13 protein-coding genes are annotated in these 16144 nt (G+C 59.2%); 11 read left to right on the top strand and 2 right to left on the bottom strand.

Annotation, left to right across the window (positions count from 1 at the left end; all coding sequences use genetic code 11):
- Window positions 1-113: 113 nt before the first annotated feature.
- From ASD36_RS29565 to ASD36_RS29550, 4 genes are all read left to right on the top strand, one after another.
- Complete coding sequence (locus tag ASD36_RS29565) at window positions 114-542, top strand: CoA-binding protein (protein WP_060509968.1); 429 nt, start codon at window positions 114-116, stop codon at window positions 540-542.
- A 132-nt stretch (window positions 543-674) separates the two neighbouring features.
- On the top strand, window positions 675-1955 hold the full coding sequence (locus ASD36_RS29560; protein ID WP_060509966.1) for an O-acetylhomoserine aminocarboxypropyltransferase: 1281 nt from the start codon (window positions 675-677) through the stop codon (window positions 1953-1955).
- Between the two features lie 55 nt (window positions 1956-2010).
- Window positions 2011-2355: a cupin domain-containing protein gene (locus ASD36_RS29555; protein ID WP_060509965.1), complete on the top strand. Its 345-nt coding sequence runs from the start codon at window positions 2011-2013 to the stop codon at window positions 2353-2355.
- 71 nt (window positions 2356-2426) lie between these two features.
- Window positions 2427-3272 (top strand): oxidoreductase, encoded by an 846-nt coding sequence (locus ASD36_RS29550; RefSeq protein ID WP_060509963.1) that lies wholly within the window; start codon window positions 2427-2429, stop codon window positions 3270-3272.
- Window positions 3273-3312: 40 nt separating this feature from the next.
- On the opposite strand, the gene ASD36_RS29545 is transcribed toward ASD36_RS29550, so the two are convergent.
- A complete protein-coding gene (locus tag ASD36_RS29545; protein ID WP_060509961.1) occupies window positions 3313-4560 on the bottom strand; it encodes a cytochrome P450 in 1248 nt (415 codons plus the stop codon).
- A gap of 213 nt (window positions 4561-4773) precedes the next feature.
- On the opposite strand from ASD36_RS29545, the gene ASD36_RS29540 reads away from it, so the two are divergent.
- The 7 genes from ASD36_RS29540 to ASD36_RS29510 all read left to right on the top strand — a co-directional run bounded on the left by ASD36_RS29540 (window position 4774) and on the right by ASD36_RS29510 (window position 15481).
- On the top strand, window positions 4774-5622 hold the full coding sequence (locus ASD36_RS29540; protein ID WP_060509958.1) for an endonuclease/exonuclease/phosphatase family protein: 849 nt from the start codon (window positions 4774-4776) through the stop codon (window positions 5620-5622).
- A gap of 18 nt (window positions 5623-5640) precedes the next feature.
- Window positions 5641-7200 carry a phospholipase D family protein gene (locus tag ASD36_RS29535; protein WP_060509956.1) on the top strand — a complete coding sequence of 520 codons (1560 nt, stop codon included), beginning with the start codon at window positions 5641-5643 and terminating at the stop codon, window positions 7198-7200.
- Between the two features lie 271 nt (window positions 7201-7471).
- Entirely contained in the window at window positions 7472-8104 is a 633-nt protein-coding gene (gene clpP / locus ASD36_RS29530) for an ATP-dependent Clp endopeptidase proteolytic subunit ClpP (RefSeq protein WP_060502145.1), read from the top strand.
- 300 nt (window positions 8105-8404) lie between these two features.
- The gene (gene clpX, locus ASD36_RS29525) at window positions 8405-9682 is read left to right on the top strand and encodes an ATP-dependent Clp protease ATP-binding subunit ClpX (RefSeq protein WP_060502144.1); all 1278 of its coding nucleotides are present in this window, start codon (window positions 8405-8407) and stop codon (window positions 9680-9682) included.
- A 470-nt stretch (window positions 9683-10152) separates the two neighbouring features.
- Complete coding sequence (gene lon / locus ASD36_RS29520) at window positions 10153-12573, top strand: endopeptidase La (RefSeq protein WP_060502143.1); 2421 nt, start codon at window positions 10153-10155, stop codon at window positions 12571-12573.
- Between the two features lie 230 nt (window positions 12574-12803).
- On the top strand, window positions 12804-13076 hold the full coding sequence (gene hupB, locus ASD36_RS29515) for a DNA-binding protein HupB (RefSeq protein WP_037107702.1): 273 nt from the start codon (window positions 12804-12806) through the stop codon (window positions 13074-13076).
- A gap of 212 nt (window positions 13077-13288) precedes the next feature.
- Entirely contained in the window at window positions 13289-15481 is a 2193-nt protein-coding gene (locus ASD36_RS29510; protein ID WP_060502142.1) for an esterase-like activity of phytase family protein, read from the top strand.
- 97 nt (window positions 15482-15578) lie between these two features.
- On the opposite strand, the gene ASD36_RS29505 is transcribed toward ASD36_RS29510, so the two are convergent.
- Window positions 15579-16049 (bottom strand): MarR family winged helix-turn-helix transcriptional regulator, encoded by a 471-nt coding sequence (locus ASD36_RS29505; protein WP_060502141.1) that lies wholly within the window; start codon window positions 16047-16049, stop codon window positions 15579-15581.
- Window positions 16050-16144: the final 95 nt, after the last annotated feature.

Below are 16144 nucleotides of genomic sequence, written 5' to 3'. Positions count from 1 at the left end.
CCCGGCAGCCGTTGCCTCCCGCGCATTTACGTGCAATCGCGAATGTGATCGGTTGACACCGTGAAATGCTGTTCCAATTATCGACCCAAAGATTGCAACCGCGGAATTCGACGATGAATCATGACGTGTATCCGGACTACTATCTGACCGACATTCTGCGCTCGACGAAAACCATCGCCCTGGTTGGCGCGTCGCCTAATGCCGAGCGGCCAAGCTATCGCGTCATGGCATTCTTGCTGCGCAAGGGCTACACGGTGTTTCCGGTCAATCCGGGGCAGGCGGACAAGGAAATCCACGGCCAAAGGGTCTATGCCCGGCTCGCGGATATTCCTCAGCCGGTCGATATGATCGACGTTTTTCGTGCTGCAGATGCACTTCCGGCCCTGGTTGACGAAATTCTTGCCCTGGAAAACCGGCCCAAATTCATCTGGACGCAGCTGGCCGTGCGTGATGACCAAGCTGCCGCAAAAGCTGAAGAAAATGGCATTCAGGTGGTGATGGACCGTTGCCCGGCGATCGAATATCCACGGCTGGTCGGGTGATTTTCGAGGCATCACAACGCCGTTTTGGAATTCCTTGGTCGCCCGGCGTGCAAATCGGGCAAAACAGTCTTTGACCGCACGGTATCGCCTCTGAAATAGTGCGCCGAACTTGATTCAAGGGAGGACACATCCATGACGAATAAACCCGGTTTCAACACGCTTGCGGTTCACGCGGGCGCCGCACCGGACCCGACCACGGGCGCGCGGGCAACGCCGATCTACCAGACGACCAGCTTCGTCTTCAATGATACCGATCATGCCGCCTCGCTGTTTGGCCTGCAGGCTTTCGGTAATATCTACACGCGAATCATGAACCCGACTCAGGCCGTGCTTGAAGAGCGCGTGGCGGCCCTTGAAGGCGGCACGGCAGCGCTGGCTGTCGCCTCCGGCCACGCGGCGCAGCTTCTGGTGTTTCATGCGATCATGAGCCCCGGGGACAATTTCCTGGCGGCCCGCCAGCTCTACGGTGGTTCGGTCAACCAGTTCGGCAATGCCTTCAAGTCGTTCGACTGGCAGGTGCGTTGGGTCGATACCAACAATATCGCCTCGTTTGAAAGCCAGATCGATGATCGCACCAAGGCGATTTTCATCGAGAGCCTTGCCAATCCGGGCGGTACCTTCGTCGATATCGCGGCCATCTCCGCTGTTGCCAAGAAACACGGCCTGCCGCTGATCGTCGACAATACGATGGCCACGCCTTACCTGATCCAGCCGATCGAGCACGGCGCCGATATCGTCGTGCATTCGCTGACGAAGTTCATGGGCGGGCACGGCAATTCGATGGGCGGCGTCATCGTCGATGGCGGCACGTTTGACTGGTCGAAATCCGGCAAATACCCGATCCTGTCGGAACCGCGTCCGGAATATGCCGGCATGGTGCTGCATGCGACCTTTGGTAACTTCGCCTTTGCCATCGCCTGCCGGGTGCTCGGCCTGCGCGACTTCGGACCGGCGATTTCGCCGTTCAACGCCTTCCTGCTGTTGACCGGCATCGAGACGCTGCCGCTCAGAATGCAGCGCCATTGCGACAATGCGCTGGCCGTCGCCAAATGGCTGAGCAGCCATGACAAGGTTGCGTGGGTGAAATATGCGGGCCTTGAGAGCGACGCCAATTACGCGCTGCAGCAGAAATATTCCAAGCGCGGTGCCGGCGCCGTCTTCACCTTCGGCCTGAAGGACGGTTACGAGGCCGGCAAGCGTTTTGTCGAAGGCCTGGAAATGGTCTCGCATCTTGCCAATATCGGCGACACCCGCTCGCTGGTCATCCATCCTGCCTCGACCACGCACCGGCAGTTGACGCCGGAGCAGCAGACGGCAGCCGGCGCTGGCCCGGAAGTCGTTCGCCTGTCGGTCGGTATCGAGGATGTCGCCGATATCATCGCCGATCTCGAGCAGTCGCTGGCGAAAGCCTGATCCATCCGGAGGTGGCCGGTTCGCCGGCCACCTCTTTGTCCATTGCGGAGCATTCATGACCCACGCACTGACATTCGACCCGGCGTCCATTGAACCCGAAGCAGGCGCCCCGGCACCGGACAGGCTGATCTCCGGCACGCCCACGTTTCGCACCTGGAATTTCGAGGAAGCCGAAGGCGGCATCTATGCCGGTATCTGGGAAGCGACCCCCGGAAAGTGGCGGATCGCCTATGACGAATGGGAGTATTTCCACATCCTGTCCGGGGTTTCGATCGTGACCGAAGACGGCGGTGCCGCAACGCATCTGAAGGCCGGCGACAGCATGATTCTCCGACCCGGCTTCAAGGGAACCTGGGAAGTGATTGAAACGACTCGCAAGGACTATGTCATTCGGATTTAGCTCTCCTATATCCGATGGAGGTTATCCCGGGACGGTGCTCACCGTCTCTTCCATCGTCAGGAGAAAATCCAATGCCTCAAGCCGACAAACCTGTCTGGTTCATCACCGGATGCTCAACCGGTTTTGGCCGGGAACTCGCCCAGCAAACGCTGTCACTGGGCTATCCGACGGTTGTGACTGCGCGCAATCCGGCGCAGGTTGAAGACCTCGTCAAAGGCCATGAAGACAAGGCGCTTGCCTTGAAGCTCGATGTCACCAAGCCTGAAGAAGTCGAAGCCGCGACGAAGGCGGCGCTTGCCCGTTTCGGCCGCATCGACGTGCTCGTCAACAATGCCGGGATCGGCTATTTTGGGTCGATCGAGGAAAGTGAGCTGGACGAAGTCCGCCGCATGTTCGAGATCAATGTCTGGGGCCTCGCTGCAATGACGAGAGCGGTCTTGCCCGCCATGCGCAAGCAGCGCTCCGGCACCGTCGTCAACATATCGTCCATCGGCGGCATTCGAGGTGGCCCCGCCGTCGGTTTCTACAATGCTACGAAGTTTGCCGTCGAAGGCCTGTCCGAAGCCTTGTCCCTTGAGGTGGCACCACTCGGCATCAAGGTTCTTCTGGTCGAGCCCAGCGGTTTTCGAACCGACTGGGCCGGGCGCTCGGCCAATGAGGCGCCGCAATCGATTGATGATTACCGCGATACCGCGGGCAGGAATGCCTCGGTCATCCGTGAACGCAGTGGCAAGCAGGCAGGCGATCCCGAGCGCGCCGTCAAAGCCATCATCAGGGCCGTGGAGGCAAAAGATCCACCGCTGCGCCTGCTCTTGGGCAAGGGGGCGCTGGCCGGTGGCCGGGCCAAGATCGAGACGTTGCGCCGCGATTTTGAAGCGTGGGCCGATGTGACCGAAGGGGCTGATTTTCCGGAGTAGAGAGAGGGAATGGCGCGGCGTGACAGCCGCGCCCTATCGTCTACCATTCCAGATGCAGCTTTTCCAAGCCGTGGAAATGATAGCTGTCCTTGATCTGCGCTTCGCCTGTCATTCGAAGGCCGGGCAGCCGTTCGAACAGGATCGGCAGCGATAGCTTCAACTCCAGCCGTGCCAATGGCGCACCGATGCAGAAATGCAGGCCGGCGCCGAACGATACATGGGCGCCCTCGTTCCTGTCAGGACGGAAGGCGAGGGGATCGGTAAATTTCTGCGGGTCGACGTTTGCGGCACCCAAAAGCAGACCGATCTTGTCGCCCTTTTTCAGGCTGATGCCGTCTTCGAGTTCGATATCGGAGAGCGCATAGCGCTGAAAAATGTGCAGGGGGGCAGCATAGCGCATTGTTTCTTCGATGGTGCGTTCGGTGGCCGTATCGCTGGAAAACACGTCTTTTGCTGATGTTCCTGTCTCAAGCAGGGTCCGCACCGCGTTGCCAAGCTGGTGCACGGTGGCCTCGTGCCCGGCATTGAGCAGCAGCACCGCCGTTGAGATCAGCTCGTCGTCAGACAGCCGTTCGCCGTCCTTCTCCGTGGTGATCATATGGGTCAGGAGATCGTCGGCCGGGTTCTGGCGCTTCCAGTCGATGATGCCCTTCAGGTAATCGGCAAACTCGGCCGAAGCGGCGTTGGCATCGTGTTCGGTCTCCAATGATGGATTGAACACATACATCTTCACCATCCGGTGCGACCAGTCGAGCAGTTTTGGCGCCATCTCCACCGGCACGCCGAGCATGCGGGCAATCACCGTGACCGGCACGATCTCGGCATAGGCTTTCAAAAGCTCGACCTGACCGTCCTTCTCGAACCCGTCGATGAGGGAATGGGAAAGGGCTGCGATTTCAGGCTTCAGCTGCTCGATCTGGCGCGAGACGAAGGCGCGGTTGATCAGCGTGCGCAGCCGCGTATGGGCCGGCGGCTCAAGCTCAAGCAGGGAGTTGGCCTCCAGCCGGTCGAAATCCGCCAGATGCGGCTTGGGTTCCGGCAGGCCCAGTTCCTCGCGCGTTGCCACATGCAGGATCTGCCGGCCGAAACGGCGGTCACGCAACAGGCTGTTCACCTGGTCGTAGCCCGCAAAATACCATTGTTGCTGCTCTTCCCAGAAGAACGACGGACATTGCGCATGCAGCTGCGCATACGCTGCGAGCGGGTTCTTGTAAAATTGCGGATCGCGGACGTCGATGCTAGCGGAGCGGGTCGAGGGCGTGATGGAAATGGCGGAAGGTGTGGGCATTTGCATTCTCACTGGATGTCATGGCGTGCTACGCTCTGATCTATGGCCAGGATGGTGGGGCGACAAGGAGATTGTCACGCCACTGCCAGATTTCCCCACGCGGAAAATCACCGGCCGGATGGCGAAAAACGCGCTCGCGCCGGATATCGTCTTGCCTTGCTGAGCGACATGTCTATGTCTTGGATGATGAACGGCAACGACCAGAGAGAGACTATGGCTTCGTCGCATACCAGCCTTTCAGGGGGCATTCTGGCCGCCATCCGCGGAAAGCGCGTGTCGCTGGCGGGCAGGGATCCGGCAGGCGAGCGTGGCGATACGGTGATCGCCTCCTACAACATCCATAAATGCGTTGGCACCGACAATCGCTTCGACCCCGGCCGCACCACCGACGTGATCAGCGAAATCGGCGCCGATATCATTGCGCTTCAGGAAGCCGATCAGCGGTTTGGCGAGCGGGCAGGGCTGCTTGATCTGGAGCGGCTGCATCGCGATTGCCACCTGATTGCGGTGCCGATTGCCGCTTTCTCCGCCAAGGGGCACGGCTGGCACGGTAATGTGCTGCTGCTTCGGGAGGGTGCCGTTGCCAAGGTCAATCAGTTGAAGCTGCCCGGCGTCGAGCCGCGCGGTGCGCTGGTTGTCGATCTTGATCTGAAGGCCGGTCCGCTGCGCATCGTTGCTGCCCATTTCGGTCTGCTGCGGCATTCCCGCGCCCGCCAAGCGGAAGCGATCATTGCCGCGATCAGCGAGGCGGACGAGCGGCCGACGCTGTTGATCGGCGATCTCAACGAGTGGCGCATGGGCCGCCGCTCGGCGCTGAGTTCGCTCAGCCCAATCTTCGATCATGCGGCAACGGCGGTGCCGAGTTTCCCGTCACGCTTTCCTCTCTTGGCGCTCGACCGGGTGATGGGCAGCCCGCACAATCTGGTCACCGCTGTCGAGGTCCACAACACGCCGCTGTCACGCGTCGCCTCCGATCATCTGCCGATCAAGGCCTATATCGATCTCAAGGCGGCGCTGGGCAAGGGAAATCGGGCCGAAGCGGTTTCCGCCGCTCAGCCATGATCGACAGGCCGTAGTCACATGCGCGCCCATATCGTCGCTCTGTCCGCTTCTGTGTTCGGTTTTTTGGCGCTGGTTGCCGTCTATACTTATGGCCGTTTCGGGCGGCGGCTCCAGGGACCGGCTTCGTCCGCGCTGCAGCCGCAAGGCGTTGAAACGGAACTCGATCGGCTGGCAGAGCCTCTTTTGGAGGAACATGCCGGCCTTAACGGAATTGCGCTGATCTCTGACAATGTCGCTGCCTTTGCATTGAGGGCCGCCTCGGCGCGCCGGGCCGGGCGCAGCCTGGACCTGCAATATTATTACTGGAAGAACGATCTGACCGGGCGGATGCTGATCCGCGAAGTTTTGGCCGCTGCCGATCGGGGCGTCCGAGTGCGGCTCTTGCTTGATGATATCAATGCCGGCCTGCATGACCGCATGTGCCTGGCGCTGGATGGTCACGACAATATCGAGGTGCGGCTCTTCAATCCAAGCCGTGCGCGCACCGATCGCTTCAAGCGCGGGCTCGAAATGATGATGCGGCCTTTTCGCGCCACGCGGCGGATGCACAACAAGCAATGGATTGCCGATGGGCGGCTGGTGATCGCTGGTGGCCGCAATATCGGCGACGCTTATTTCGACGCGGACGAACAGTCGAATTTCCGCGATCTCGATGTCTGGATGCTGGGGCCGGTCGCCGACGATGCGGCTGTGGTCTTCGACCGCTACTGGAACAGTCCCGTGGTCGTGCCGATCGGCTCGCTGCGCACCCCGCGCGCGCACTATCTGCCAGCCTTCAGAACCAAGCTGGAAACAGTCGCGGCGACGCCGGGCGGCCGGCATTATCTCGCCCATGTCGAGGCCGTGATACCGGACGGGGTCTTGTTGCCTGGCAATACGGCGCTGCATTGGACGAGCGCTGCCATGCTGGTATCGGACCCGCCGGAAAAGGCATTTCTGCAGAAGCGCAACAACTGGGTCATGCGGGAGCTGATGCCGGTCCTGACATCGGCGCAGCATGGGGTCCGGGTGATTTCGCCCTATTTCATTCCCGGCGTGCAGGGGATCGCCGAAATCACGCGGATGGTTGCGCGGCAGGTCCGGGTCGAGGTTCTGACCAATTCGCTGGCCGCCACCGATGTCGCTGCAGTTCATGGTGCCTATGCCAATTACCGCAAGGCCCTCCTGAGGAGCGGGGCGGTCCTGTTCGAATTGAAAGCCACGCACGAATTCGGCGATCCGCAGCGGATGTCGCTGTTCGGGTCGCGCGGCGCCAGCCTTCATACCAAGGCGTTTACCGTCGATGGAAAGTCCGGGTTCGTCGGGTCAATGAATTTCGATCCGCGTTCGGCGTCGCTGAACACGGAAATGGGAGTGCTCTTTACCCACCCTGCTTTGGTCAAGGAGGTCGAGGCAATTTTCGATGCCGAAACCAGCCCGGAAAACAGCTTTCGTCTGTCGCTTGAAAAGGGACGTCTGCGCTGGCACGATCGCGAAGGCGATGAGGTGCGTGTCCTTCGCCGCGAGCCGGAAGCTGGCTTCTGGCGGCGCCTGATTGCCGGCGTCATTGGCATTCTGCCGATCGAATCGCAACTTTGATCCGCATTTACCGATTTTTCACTCAGAATGCGCCAAAGCCTGTGTGGAAAAGCGGAAATGGCGGCCTGCACTCTATCCTGATCGTTAGAACTCGCTAAACCATCCTCTAGGCGCTTGGCGTGCAACGTTGCGGTTCGGGGCGTGTATTAACGTTATGAAGACTTCGCGACTTGAAGTCGGGTACTTGGACACTCTATGTATGGACAAGAGATATTCCCGATGATTCCCGGCGTGCAAAAGGGTTTGCGCGCCAGATTGACAAAGGTTTGACATGAGAAATCCCGTTGATACCGCTATGGCTCTGGTGCCGATGGTCGTTGAACAGACCAATCGCGGCGAGCGCTCCTACGATATCTTTTCGCGTCTCCTGAAAGAACGCATCATCTTTTTGACGGGGCCTGTCGAAGATCACATGGCGACGCTGATCTGCGCCCAGCTGCTGTTCCTCGAGGCGGAAAACCCGAAGAAGGAAATCGCCCTTTACATCAATTCGCCGGGTGGCGTCGTTACCGCCGGCATGGCGATCTACGACACGATGCAGTTCATCAAACCGGCTGTTTCGACGCTGTGCATTGGCCAGGCCGCATCGATGGGCTCGCTGCTTCTGGCCGCCGGCCACAAGGACATGCGTTTTGCCACGCCGAACGCCCGCATCATGGTTCACCAGCCGTCCGGCGGCTTCCAGGGGCAGGCTTCCGACATCGAACGGCATGCCCGCGATATCCTGAAGATGAAGCGCCGCCTCAACGAAGTCTACGTCAAGCACACGGGCCGGACCTATGAAGAGGTTGAACAGACGCTTGATCGTGACCACTTCATGACGGCGGACGAAGCCCTGAGCTGGGGTGTTGTCGACAAGGTCATCACGTCGCGTGAGGCCATGGAATCAACGCCGGACGCATAAATTCAAGCTTTTGTGTGCGGATAGATGCATTTGTGACACAATTGTAACTCTCATAGGGCTTTATCCGCAGGCCAAAGCCGTTAATATCGACCGTTAATGCTATGTTGAAGTTTGAAGTCCTAGCATTCGGTATTCGGTGGGAGATTCGTTGCTGCCGGACATCAAACATGGTTGTTTGAAGCCGGTTCGTACTCCCGAAAGCGCCGTCATTTTGCGCATGAAGGCGGAAAATGTGCGGAGCGGGTTGAGTAGTCCGTTTCACCTTGCCAGAGGTGTCCGGCGTGCTGGAAGGAAAGTGATATGAGCAAAGTCAGCGGTAGCAACGGCGGTGACTCCAAGAATACCCTATACTGCTCCTTCTGCGGAAAGAGCCAGCACGAGGTCCGCAAGCTGATTGCTGGACCGACGGTGTTCATCTGCGATGAATGCGTCGAACTCTGCATGGACATCATCCGCGAAGAGAACAAGACTTCGATGGTCAAGTCCCGCGATGGCGTTCCGACGCCGCAGGAGATCATCAAGGTTCTCGACGAATACGTCATCGGCCAGCAGCAGGCCAAGCGCATCCTGTCGGTTGCCGTCCACAATCATTACAAGCGTCTGGCGCATTCCGCGAAGGGAAGCGACATCGAGCTTGCAAAGTCGAACATCATGCTCGTTGGCCCGACCGGTTGCGGCAAGACCTACCTTGCCCAGACACTGGCCCGCATCATCGATGTCCCGTTCACGATGGCTGACGCCACGACACTGACCGAAGCCGGTTATGTCGGCGAAGACGTCGAGAACATCATCCTGAAGCTGCTCCAGGCTGCTGACTACAATGTCGAGCGGGCGCAGCGCGGTATCGTCTATATCGACGAAGTCGACAAGATTTCGCGCAAGTCCGACAATCCATCGATCACCCGTGACGTTTCGGGCGAAGGCGTGCAGCAGGCACTGTTGAAGATCATGGAAGGCACGGTCGCTTCCGTTCCGCCGCAGGGTGGCCGCAAGCATCCGCAGCAGGAATTCCTGCAGGTTGACACGACCAACATCCTGTTCATCTGCGGTGGCGCTTTTGCTGGTCTCGACAAGATCATCTCGGCGCGTGGCGAAAAGACCTCGATCGGCTTTGGCGCTTCGGTGAAGTCTCCGGAAGACCGCCGCGTCGGCGAAGTCTTGCGCGAACTGGAGCCGGAAGATCTGGTCAAGTTCGGCCTCATCCCGGAATTCATCGGCCGTCTGCCGGTTCTGGCAACGCTCGAGGATCTCGACGAGCCGGCACTGATCCAGATCCTGTCTGAGCCGAAGAACGCCCTGATCAAGCAGTACCAGCGCCTGTTCGAAATGGAAGACGTCGAACTGACCTTCCACGAGGATGCCCTGCGCGAAATCGCCCGCAAGGCGATCATCCGCAAGACCGGTGCGCGCGGCCTGCGCTCGATCATGGAAAAGATCCTGCTCGATACGATGTTCGAACTGCCGACCCTGGAAGGCGTTCGCGAAGTGGTCATCTCCGACGAGGTGGTCAAGGGATCTGCCCGTCCGCTCTACATCTACTCGGAGCGTTCCGAGGAAAAGGCCAACGTTTCGGCCTGACCGGATCGGAAGTTTTTTTAAAAGGCCCGCCATGTGCGGGCCTTTTTCATGCGTAGAGTTTCCGGTACGGCGTACACCGTGCCTGCCGGTCAGCGCGCCTAAGCAATAAGTGCAGGTCAGCCCTGCATATTCTGCGGATATCCATCGGTCGAAAGCTTGACCGCTGGATGTCACTGCGGGAGGAATATTCGCGAGAATCAGCGATTGCTAAAAGCGGATAACAACGCGATTATGTAACGATTCTGTGTCGATGTGTCCGGCACGAAGCGTGTGCGTTAACTCCTGCGGCAAGGCCCGCAACAGTCAGATGCCGTTTACTATCCGGCTACGCCGCCTCCCAGGTCGGTAGTCGGCGAAAGGGTTGAAAACAGACGTCACACACTCCACTTGACAGTGGAAAGAATGAGGACCGGAAGCGCCCTTGAACGCTTCGGGTAACGGGCCCGGAAACGGGACGGAAAGGAAATGACATGACGAGCAAAACGTCTCCGGCAATCGAGAGCGCGACCTATCCGGTGCTGCCGCTGCGCGACATCGTGGTATTCCCGCACATGATCGTGCCGCTGTTTGTTGGCCGTGAAAAATCGATCCGTGCGCTGGAAGAAGTCATGGGCACGGACAAGCAGATCATGCTTGCCACCCAGATCAACGCCAGCGACGACGATCCGGAACCAGGTGCGATCTATCAGATCGGCACTATCGCCAATGTGCTGCAGTTGTTGAAGCTGCCTGACGGCACCGTCAAGGTTCTGGTCGAAGGTCGCGCGCGCGCCGAGATCGACGGCTATACAGGCCGTGAAGAATTCTATGAGGCAATGGCACATCCGCTTTCCGAGCCGGAAGAAGATCCGGTCGAGATCGAAGCGCTGAGCCGTTCCGTGGTGTCGGAATTCGAGAGCTATGTGAAGCTCAACAAGAAGATTTCCCCGGAAGTCGTCGGTGCCGCCAGTCAGATCGAGGACTATTCGAAGCTGGCCGATACCGTCGCATCGCATCTCTCCATCAAGATCGTCGAAAAGCAGGAAATGCTTGAGACGACCAGCGTCAAGCTGCGCCTTGAAAAGGCGCTCGGCTTCATGGAAGGTGAGATTTCGGTTCTGCAGGTCGAAAAGCGCATCCGCTCGCGCGTCAAGCGCCAGATGGAAAAGACCCAACGCGAATACTACCTGAACGAACAGATGAAGGCGATCCAGAAGGAGCTTGGCGACGGCGAGGAAGGCCGCGACGAGATGGCCGAACTGGAAGACCGTATCTCCAAGACCAAGCTGTCCAAGGAGGCCCGTGAAAAGGCCGATGCGGAAGTCAAGAAGCTGCGCCAGATGAGCCCGATGTCGGCGGAAGCCACCGTCGTGCGCAACTATCTGGATTGGTTGCTGGGCATTCCGTGGTCGAAGAAGTCCAAGGTCAAGACCGATCTCAACCATGCTGAGCAGGTTCTCGATCTCGATCACTTCGGTCTCGACAAGGTCAAGGAACGGATCGTCGAGTATCTGGCGGTGCAGGCGCGCTCGCAGAAGATCAAGGGGCCGATCCTGTGCCTCGTCGGTCCTCCGGGTGTCGGCAAGACCTCGCTTGCCAAGTCGATCGCCAAGGCGACCGGCCGCGAATATATCCGCATGGCACTCGGTGGCGTTCGTGACGAAGCCGAAATCCGCGGTCATCGCCGCACCTATATCGGTTCGATGCCCGGCAAGGTCATCCAGTCGATGAAGAAGGCCAAGAAGTCCAACCCGCTCTTCCTGCTCGATGAAATCGACAAGATGGGCCAGGATTTCCGCGGCGATCCGTCGTCGGCGCTCCTGGAGGTGCTGGATCCGGAACAGAACTCGACGTTCATGGACCACTATCTGGAGGTCGAATATGACCTCTCGAACGTGATGTTCATCACCACGGCGAACACGCTGAACATTCCGGCGCCCCTGATGGACCGCATGGAAGTGATCCGGATTGCCGGTTACACGGAAGAGGAAAAGCTGGAGATCGCCAAGCGGCACCTGTTGCCCAAGGCAATCGCCGACCACGCTCTGCAGCCGAAGGAATTCTCGGTGACGGATGGTGCGTTGTCTGCGGTGATCCAGACCTATACCCGCGAAGCTGGCGTTCGCAGCCTGGAGCGTGAGCTGATGAAGCTCGCCCGCAAGGCTGTGACCGAGATCCTCAAGGGCAAGACCAGCAAGGTCGAAGTCACTGCCGAGAACATCAACGACTATCTCGGTGTTCCGCGCTATCGTCACGGCGAAGCCGAGCGTACCGATCAGGTCGGTGTCGTCACCGGTCTCGCCTGGACGGAAGTCGGCGGCGAGCTTCTGACGATCGAAGGCGTGATGATGCCCGGCAAGGGCCGCATGACGGTGACCGGCAACCTGCGCGACGTGATGAAGGAATCGATTTCGGCGGCGGCATCCTATGTCCGCTCGCGTGCGATCGACTTCGGCATCGAGCCGCCATTGTTCGACAAGAGCGACATCCATGTGCACGTGCCGGAAGGTGCTACACCGAAGGACGGTCCGTCCGCCGGTGTGGCCATGGCAACGGCGATCGTGTCGATCATGACCGGGATTGCCGTTAACAAGGACGTGGCGATGACGGGTGAAATCACCCTGCGCGGCCGTGTCCTGCCGATCGGCGGCCTGAAGGAAAAGCTGCTTGCAGCGCTTCGCGGCGGCATCAAGAAGGTGCTGATCCCGGAAGAAAACGCCAAGGATTTGGCGGATATTCCGGACAACGTGAAGAACCTCATGGAGATCATTCCGGTCTCCCATATCGGCGAGGTGTTGAGCCACGCGCTGGTACGGGTTCCGGTTGCGATCGAATGGGATCCTTCCAAGCAGGCGGCACCGATTGCAACGGCCGATCCGGCCGATGACGCCGGCGTGTCGATTGCCCACTAAGGGCTTGACTTGAACTTCAAGCAGTGCCTGCCGCAGGTTGCGTACTGATTTGGAGCAGAAACAGTGGAAGACCGGCATTTTTGCCGGTCTTTTTTATGTAAAACTCCGCGCAAAGCCTTGCATTCCATGGGATTCGGAGCGATTGGGTTTGCCAAGGCGGGGGGCGCGCGTATGCTTCCCTCGGCTTGAAAATTGAGTCGTTTCGAACCAGTATTGAAAGGGGTGGAAACATGAACAAGAATGAGCTCGTGTCCGCAGTTGCCGAGAAGGCCGGACTCTCGAAGACAGATGCATCTTCTGCAGTTGATGCAATCTTCGACGTTATCCAGGCAGAACTGAAGAACGGCGGCGACGTTCGCCTCGTTGGCTTCGGCAACTTCTCGGTCAGCCGCCGCGAAGCATCGAAGGGTCGCAACCCGTCCACCGGCGCAGAAGTCGATATCCCTGCCCGCAACGTGCCGAAGTTCTCGGCCGGCAAGGGTCTCAAGGACGCCGTGAACTAAGTTTCATGTTTCGTCTGCAGCACCGTGGTGAAAACGCCAACGGTTCGATAGCAGGTTGATTTGAGGCCCGGGTTTTTCCTGGGCCTCTTTTCATTTGCGGACGCGTTTCGCCATCGGTTCGTGCCCAATGTCTAATCTGTTCATCCTGTCATGCGCCTGTTACAGAGCGCGATCAAAACCCCCCGGTATCCGATTTACCAAGGGGGTTTATCATGAAGAGATTTTCGTTGACTGCGGCACTCGCCGCAGCGCTGGCCGCCTCGACGGCATCCGTGGCTCTCGCCGAGCCGGTCTTCAACCGTATCGCGTCCTTCGCGGTCGCCGACAACCTGCCTGAGGGCAAGGACAAGGCGACGCCGACTTCGGCCGAAATCATCGCCGCTTCCGAAGACGGCAATACGCTTGTTTACTCCGACAGCCCGAACAAGGCGATCGGCATCATCGACATCACCGACGCCAAGGCTCCGAAGGCAGCCGGTTCTGTCACCTTCGAAGGCGAGCCGACGTCAGTCGCGGTTGCCTCGGGCAAGGCGCTTGTCGCCGTCAACACGCGCGAAAGCTTCGTCAAGCCGTCGGGCCTCATCGCCCAGGTCGACCTCGCTTCGAAAAAGATCGACACGACCTGCGATCTCGGTGGTCAGCCGGACTCGATCGCGCTGAACAAGGACAGGACGATCGCTGCCATCGCCATCGAGAACGAGCGCGATGAAGAGGTCAATGACGGCGACCTGCCGCAGATGCCGGCCGGTGATCTTGTTCTCCTGTCGCTCAAGGATGGCATGGTCGATTGCGGTTCGATCAAGCATGTCACGCTGACCGGTCTCGCCGACGTGGCTGGCGAAGATCCGGAACCGGAATTCGTTTCCTTCAACAACCTCGACGAAGTTGCCCTCACGCTGCAGGAAAACAACTATGTCGTCATCATCGACGGCAAGACCGGTACGGTGAAGTCGCACTTCTCCGCCGGAACCGTCAGCCTCGAAGGTGTCGACACCAAGAAGGACGGTGCGCTGAAGTTCACCGGCGAGATGAAGGACGTTGCCCGCGAGCCTGACGCCGTGAAGTGGCTGGATGACAACCGCCTCGTCGTTGCCAATGAAGGTGACTGGAAGGGTGGCGCGCGCGGCTTCACCATTTTCAGCAAGGACGGCAAGGTTCTCTATGAGAACGGCGCGGGCTTTGAGCGCGAGATCGCCAAGATCGGCCATTACCCGGACAAGCGCAACAAGAAGGGTGTCGAGCCGGAGGGCTTGGAAGTCGCCAAGTTCGGTGACGACAACCTGTTCTTCGTTCTGGCAGAGCGCGCCTCCATCGTCGGGGTCTACAAGGACACCGGCGCAGAGCCTGAACTTCTCCAGCTTCTGCCGTCCGGCGTAAGCCCGGAAGGTGCCGTGGCCATCCCGGGCCGCAATCTTCTGGCGACCGCCAACGAAGTTGACCTCGTCGAAGACGGCGGCGCACGCTCGCATGTGATGCTTTATGAGCGCGCGGAAGGCGAGGCGGCCTATCCGCAGATCGTCTCCACCGAAAAGGACGGAGAGCTGATCGGTTTTGGCGCGCTTTCGGGCCTCGCACCGGTCAAGGACAAGCCGGGCATGCTCCTTGCCGTCAACGATTCTTTCTACGCTTCGCAGCCGACCATCTTCACGATCGACGCGACCGCCAAGCCGGCGAAGATCGTCGATGCACTGCGCATCACCCGCAACGGTGCTGCAGCTCAGAAGCTCGATAGCGAAGGTGTGACGCCCGATGGCGAAGGCGGCTATTGGCTGGCCAACGAAGGCGATGCCGACAAGCTCTACTCGCATGCCATCATTCATGTGACGGCGAAGGGCGAGATCGATAAGGAAATCGCCATTCCTGCCGAACTGCGCGCTCACGAAAAGCGCTTTGGCTTCGAAGGCATCACCAGCGTCGGTGAAGGCGACGACATGACGCTGTGGATGGCCGTGCAGCGCGAATGGGGCGATGACGAGAAGGGTTTTGTGAAGCTGGTTTCCTACAAGCCTTCGTCGAAGGAATGGGGCGCTGTGCGCTACCCGCTCGAAAAGACGGAAAGCGGTTGGGTCGGCCTGTCCGAAATCACGGCTCATGGCGACTATGCCTATATCATCGAGCGCGACAACCTGATCGGCCAGGCTGCCAAGCTGAAGAAGCTGTACCGCGTGGCTCTTGCAGATCTGAAGCCAGCCAAGCTCGGCGGCGACCTGCCGGTCGTCAAGAAGGAAGAGGTTCGCGACTTCATCCCTGACCTGAAGGCCACCAACGGTTACGTCGTCGACAAGGTCGAAGGCTTTACCGTCGATGCGGCCGGCAACGGTTTCGTGGTCACCGACAATGACGGTGTCGATGATTCCTCGGGCGAAACCCTGTTCTTCTCGATCGGTACGATGAACGCGATGTAATCGCTTAAGTCCTGGAAACGGAAAAGGCCGGAGCATGATGCTCCGGCCTTTTCTATTTGGTCTGTTCGCAGGCAAAAGGCTGTGGCGAGCGGGACGTTTATTCGGCGGCCTTGCTGCCAGCCTCTTCGGTTTCCTTGCGTTTGCGAATCTCTTCCGCCTTGACCACAAGCCGGCTGACGATGTCGTGCATCTGGTCGAGCTGCTGATCGTCAAGCGCCGAGAAGATTTCCTCGATCAGTTGCTTGCGCGGATGTTCGGCGGCTTCCAGAACGACGCGTCCGACATCGGTGATCGACACGATCTTTGCCCGGCGGTCTTCCGGATCCGGTTTGCGCACCACCAGCTTGTCGCGTTCCAACCCGTCGATGGCTTCCGTCACCGTCCGCGGCGCAAAATTCAGCGCGCCGGCGATATCAGTCGACCGGCAGGGACCAAGCTTGCTGAGGAAAAACAGGAATTTGCTGCGCGCCAACGACACGCCTTCCTCCGTCATCGATTCGTTGATGAGGCGGTGAACGCGATGGTAAAGCTCAAAGAGCTTGTCGGAGACTTCGAATGTGGATTTCATGATGTTTCATATGGATATTGTGAGGGGCCATGTCAAATGACGGTATTGTTAGCGTTATAGTCAAGTCTAATTCGGGACCCTTGCGCCAAGGTCCC

Origin of the sequence: Rhizobium sp. Root1334 (assembly GCF_001426665.1) — a bacterium.
Taxonomy (GTDB): domain Bacteria; phylum Pseudomonadota; class Alphaproteobacteria; order Rhizobiales; family Rhizobiaceae; genus Pararhizobium.
The sequence above is the reverse complement of the archived record's forward strand: the minus strand, read 5'-3'. Positions and strand labels throughout refer to the sequence as shown.

Coding starts and splice junctions, on each gene's coding strand:
- ASD36_RS29510 (WP_060502142.1), top strand. CDS start 13,289: ATGAAGAGATTTTCGTTGACTGCGGCACTCGCCGCAGCGCTGGCCGCC.
- lon (WP_060502143.1), top strand. CDS start 10,153: ATGACGAGCAAAACGTCTCCGGCAATCGAGAGCGCGACCTATCCGGTG.
- ASD36_RS29565 (WP_060509968.1), top strand. CDS start 114: ATGAATCATGACGTGTATCCGGACTACTATCTGACCGACATTCTGCGC.
- hupB (WP_037107702.1), top strand. CDS start 12,804: ATGAACAAGAATGAGCTCGTGTCCGCAGTTGCCGAGAAGGCCGGACTC.
- clpP (WP_060502145.1), top strand. CDS start 7,472: ATGAGAAATCCCGTTGATACCGCTATGGCTCTGGTGCCGATGGTCGTT.
- ASD36_RS29535 (WP_060509956.1), top strand. CDS start 5,641: ATGCGCGCCCATATCGTCGCTCTGTCCGCTTCTGTGTTCGGTTTTTTG.
- ASD36_RS29550 (WP_060509963.1), top strand. CDS start 2,427: ATGCCTCAAGCCGACAAACCTGTCTGGTTCATCACCGGATGCTCAACC.
- ASD36_RS29540 (WP_060509958.1), top strand. CDS start 4,774: ATGGCTTCGTCGCATACCAGCCTTTCAGGGGGCATTCTGGCCGCCATC.
- ASD36_RS29545 (WP_060509961.1), bottom strand. CDS start 4,560: ATGCCCACACCTTCCGCCATTTCCATCACGCCCTCGACCCGCTCCGCT.
- clpX (WP_060502144.1), top strand. CDS start 8,405: ATGAGCAAAGTCAGCGGTAGCAACGGCGGTGACTCCAAGAATACCCTA.
- ASD36_RS29555 (WP_060509965.1), top strand. CDS start 2,011: ATGACCCACGCACTGACATTCGACCCGGCGTCCATTGAACCCGAAGCA.
- ASD36_RS29560 (WP_060509966.1), top strand. CDS start 675: ATGACGAATAAACCCGGTTTCAACACGCTTGCGGTTCACGCGGGCGCC.
- ASD36_RS29505 (WP_060502141.1), bottom strand. CDS start 16,049: ATGAAATCCACATTCGAAGTCTCCGACAAGCTCTTTGAGCTTTACCAT.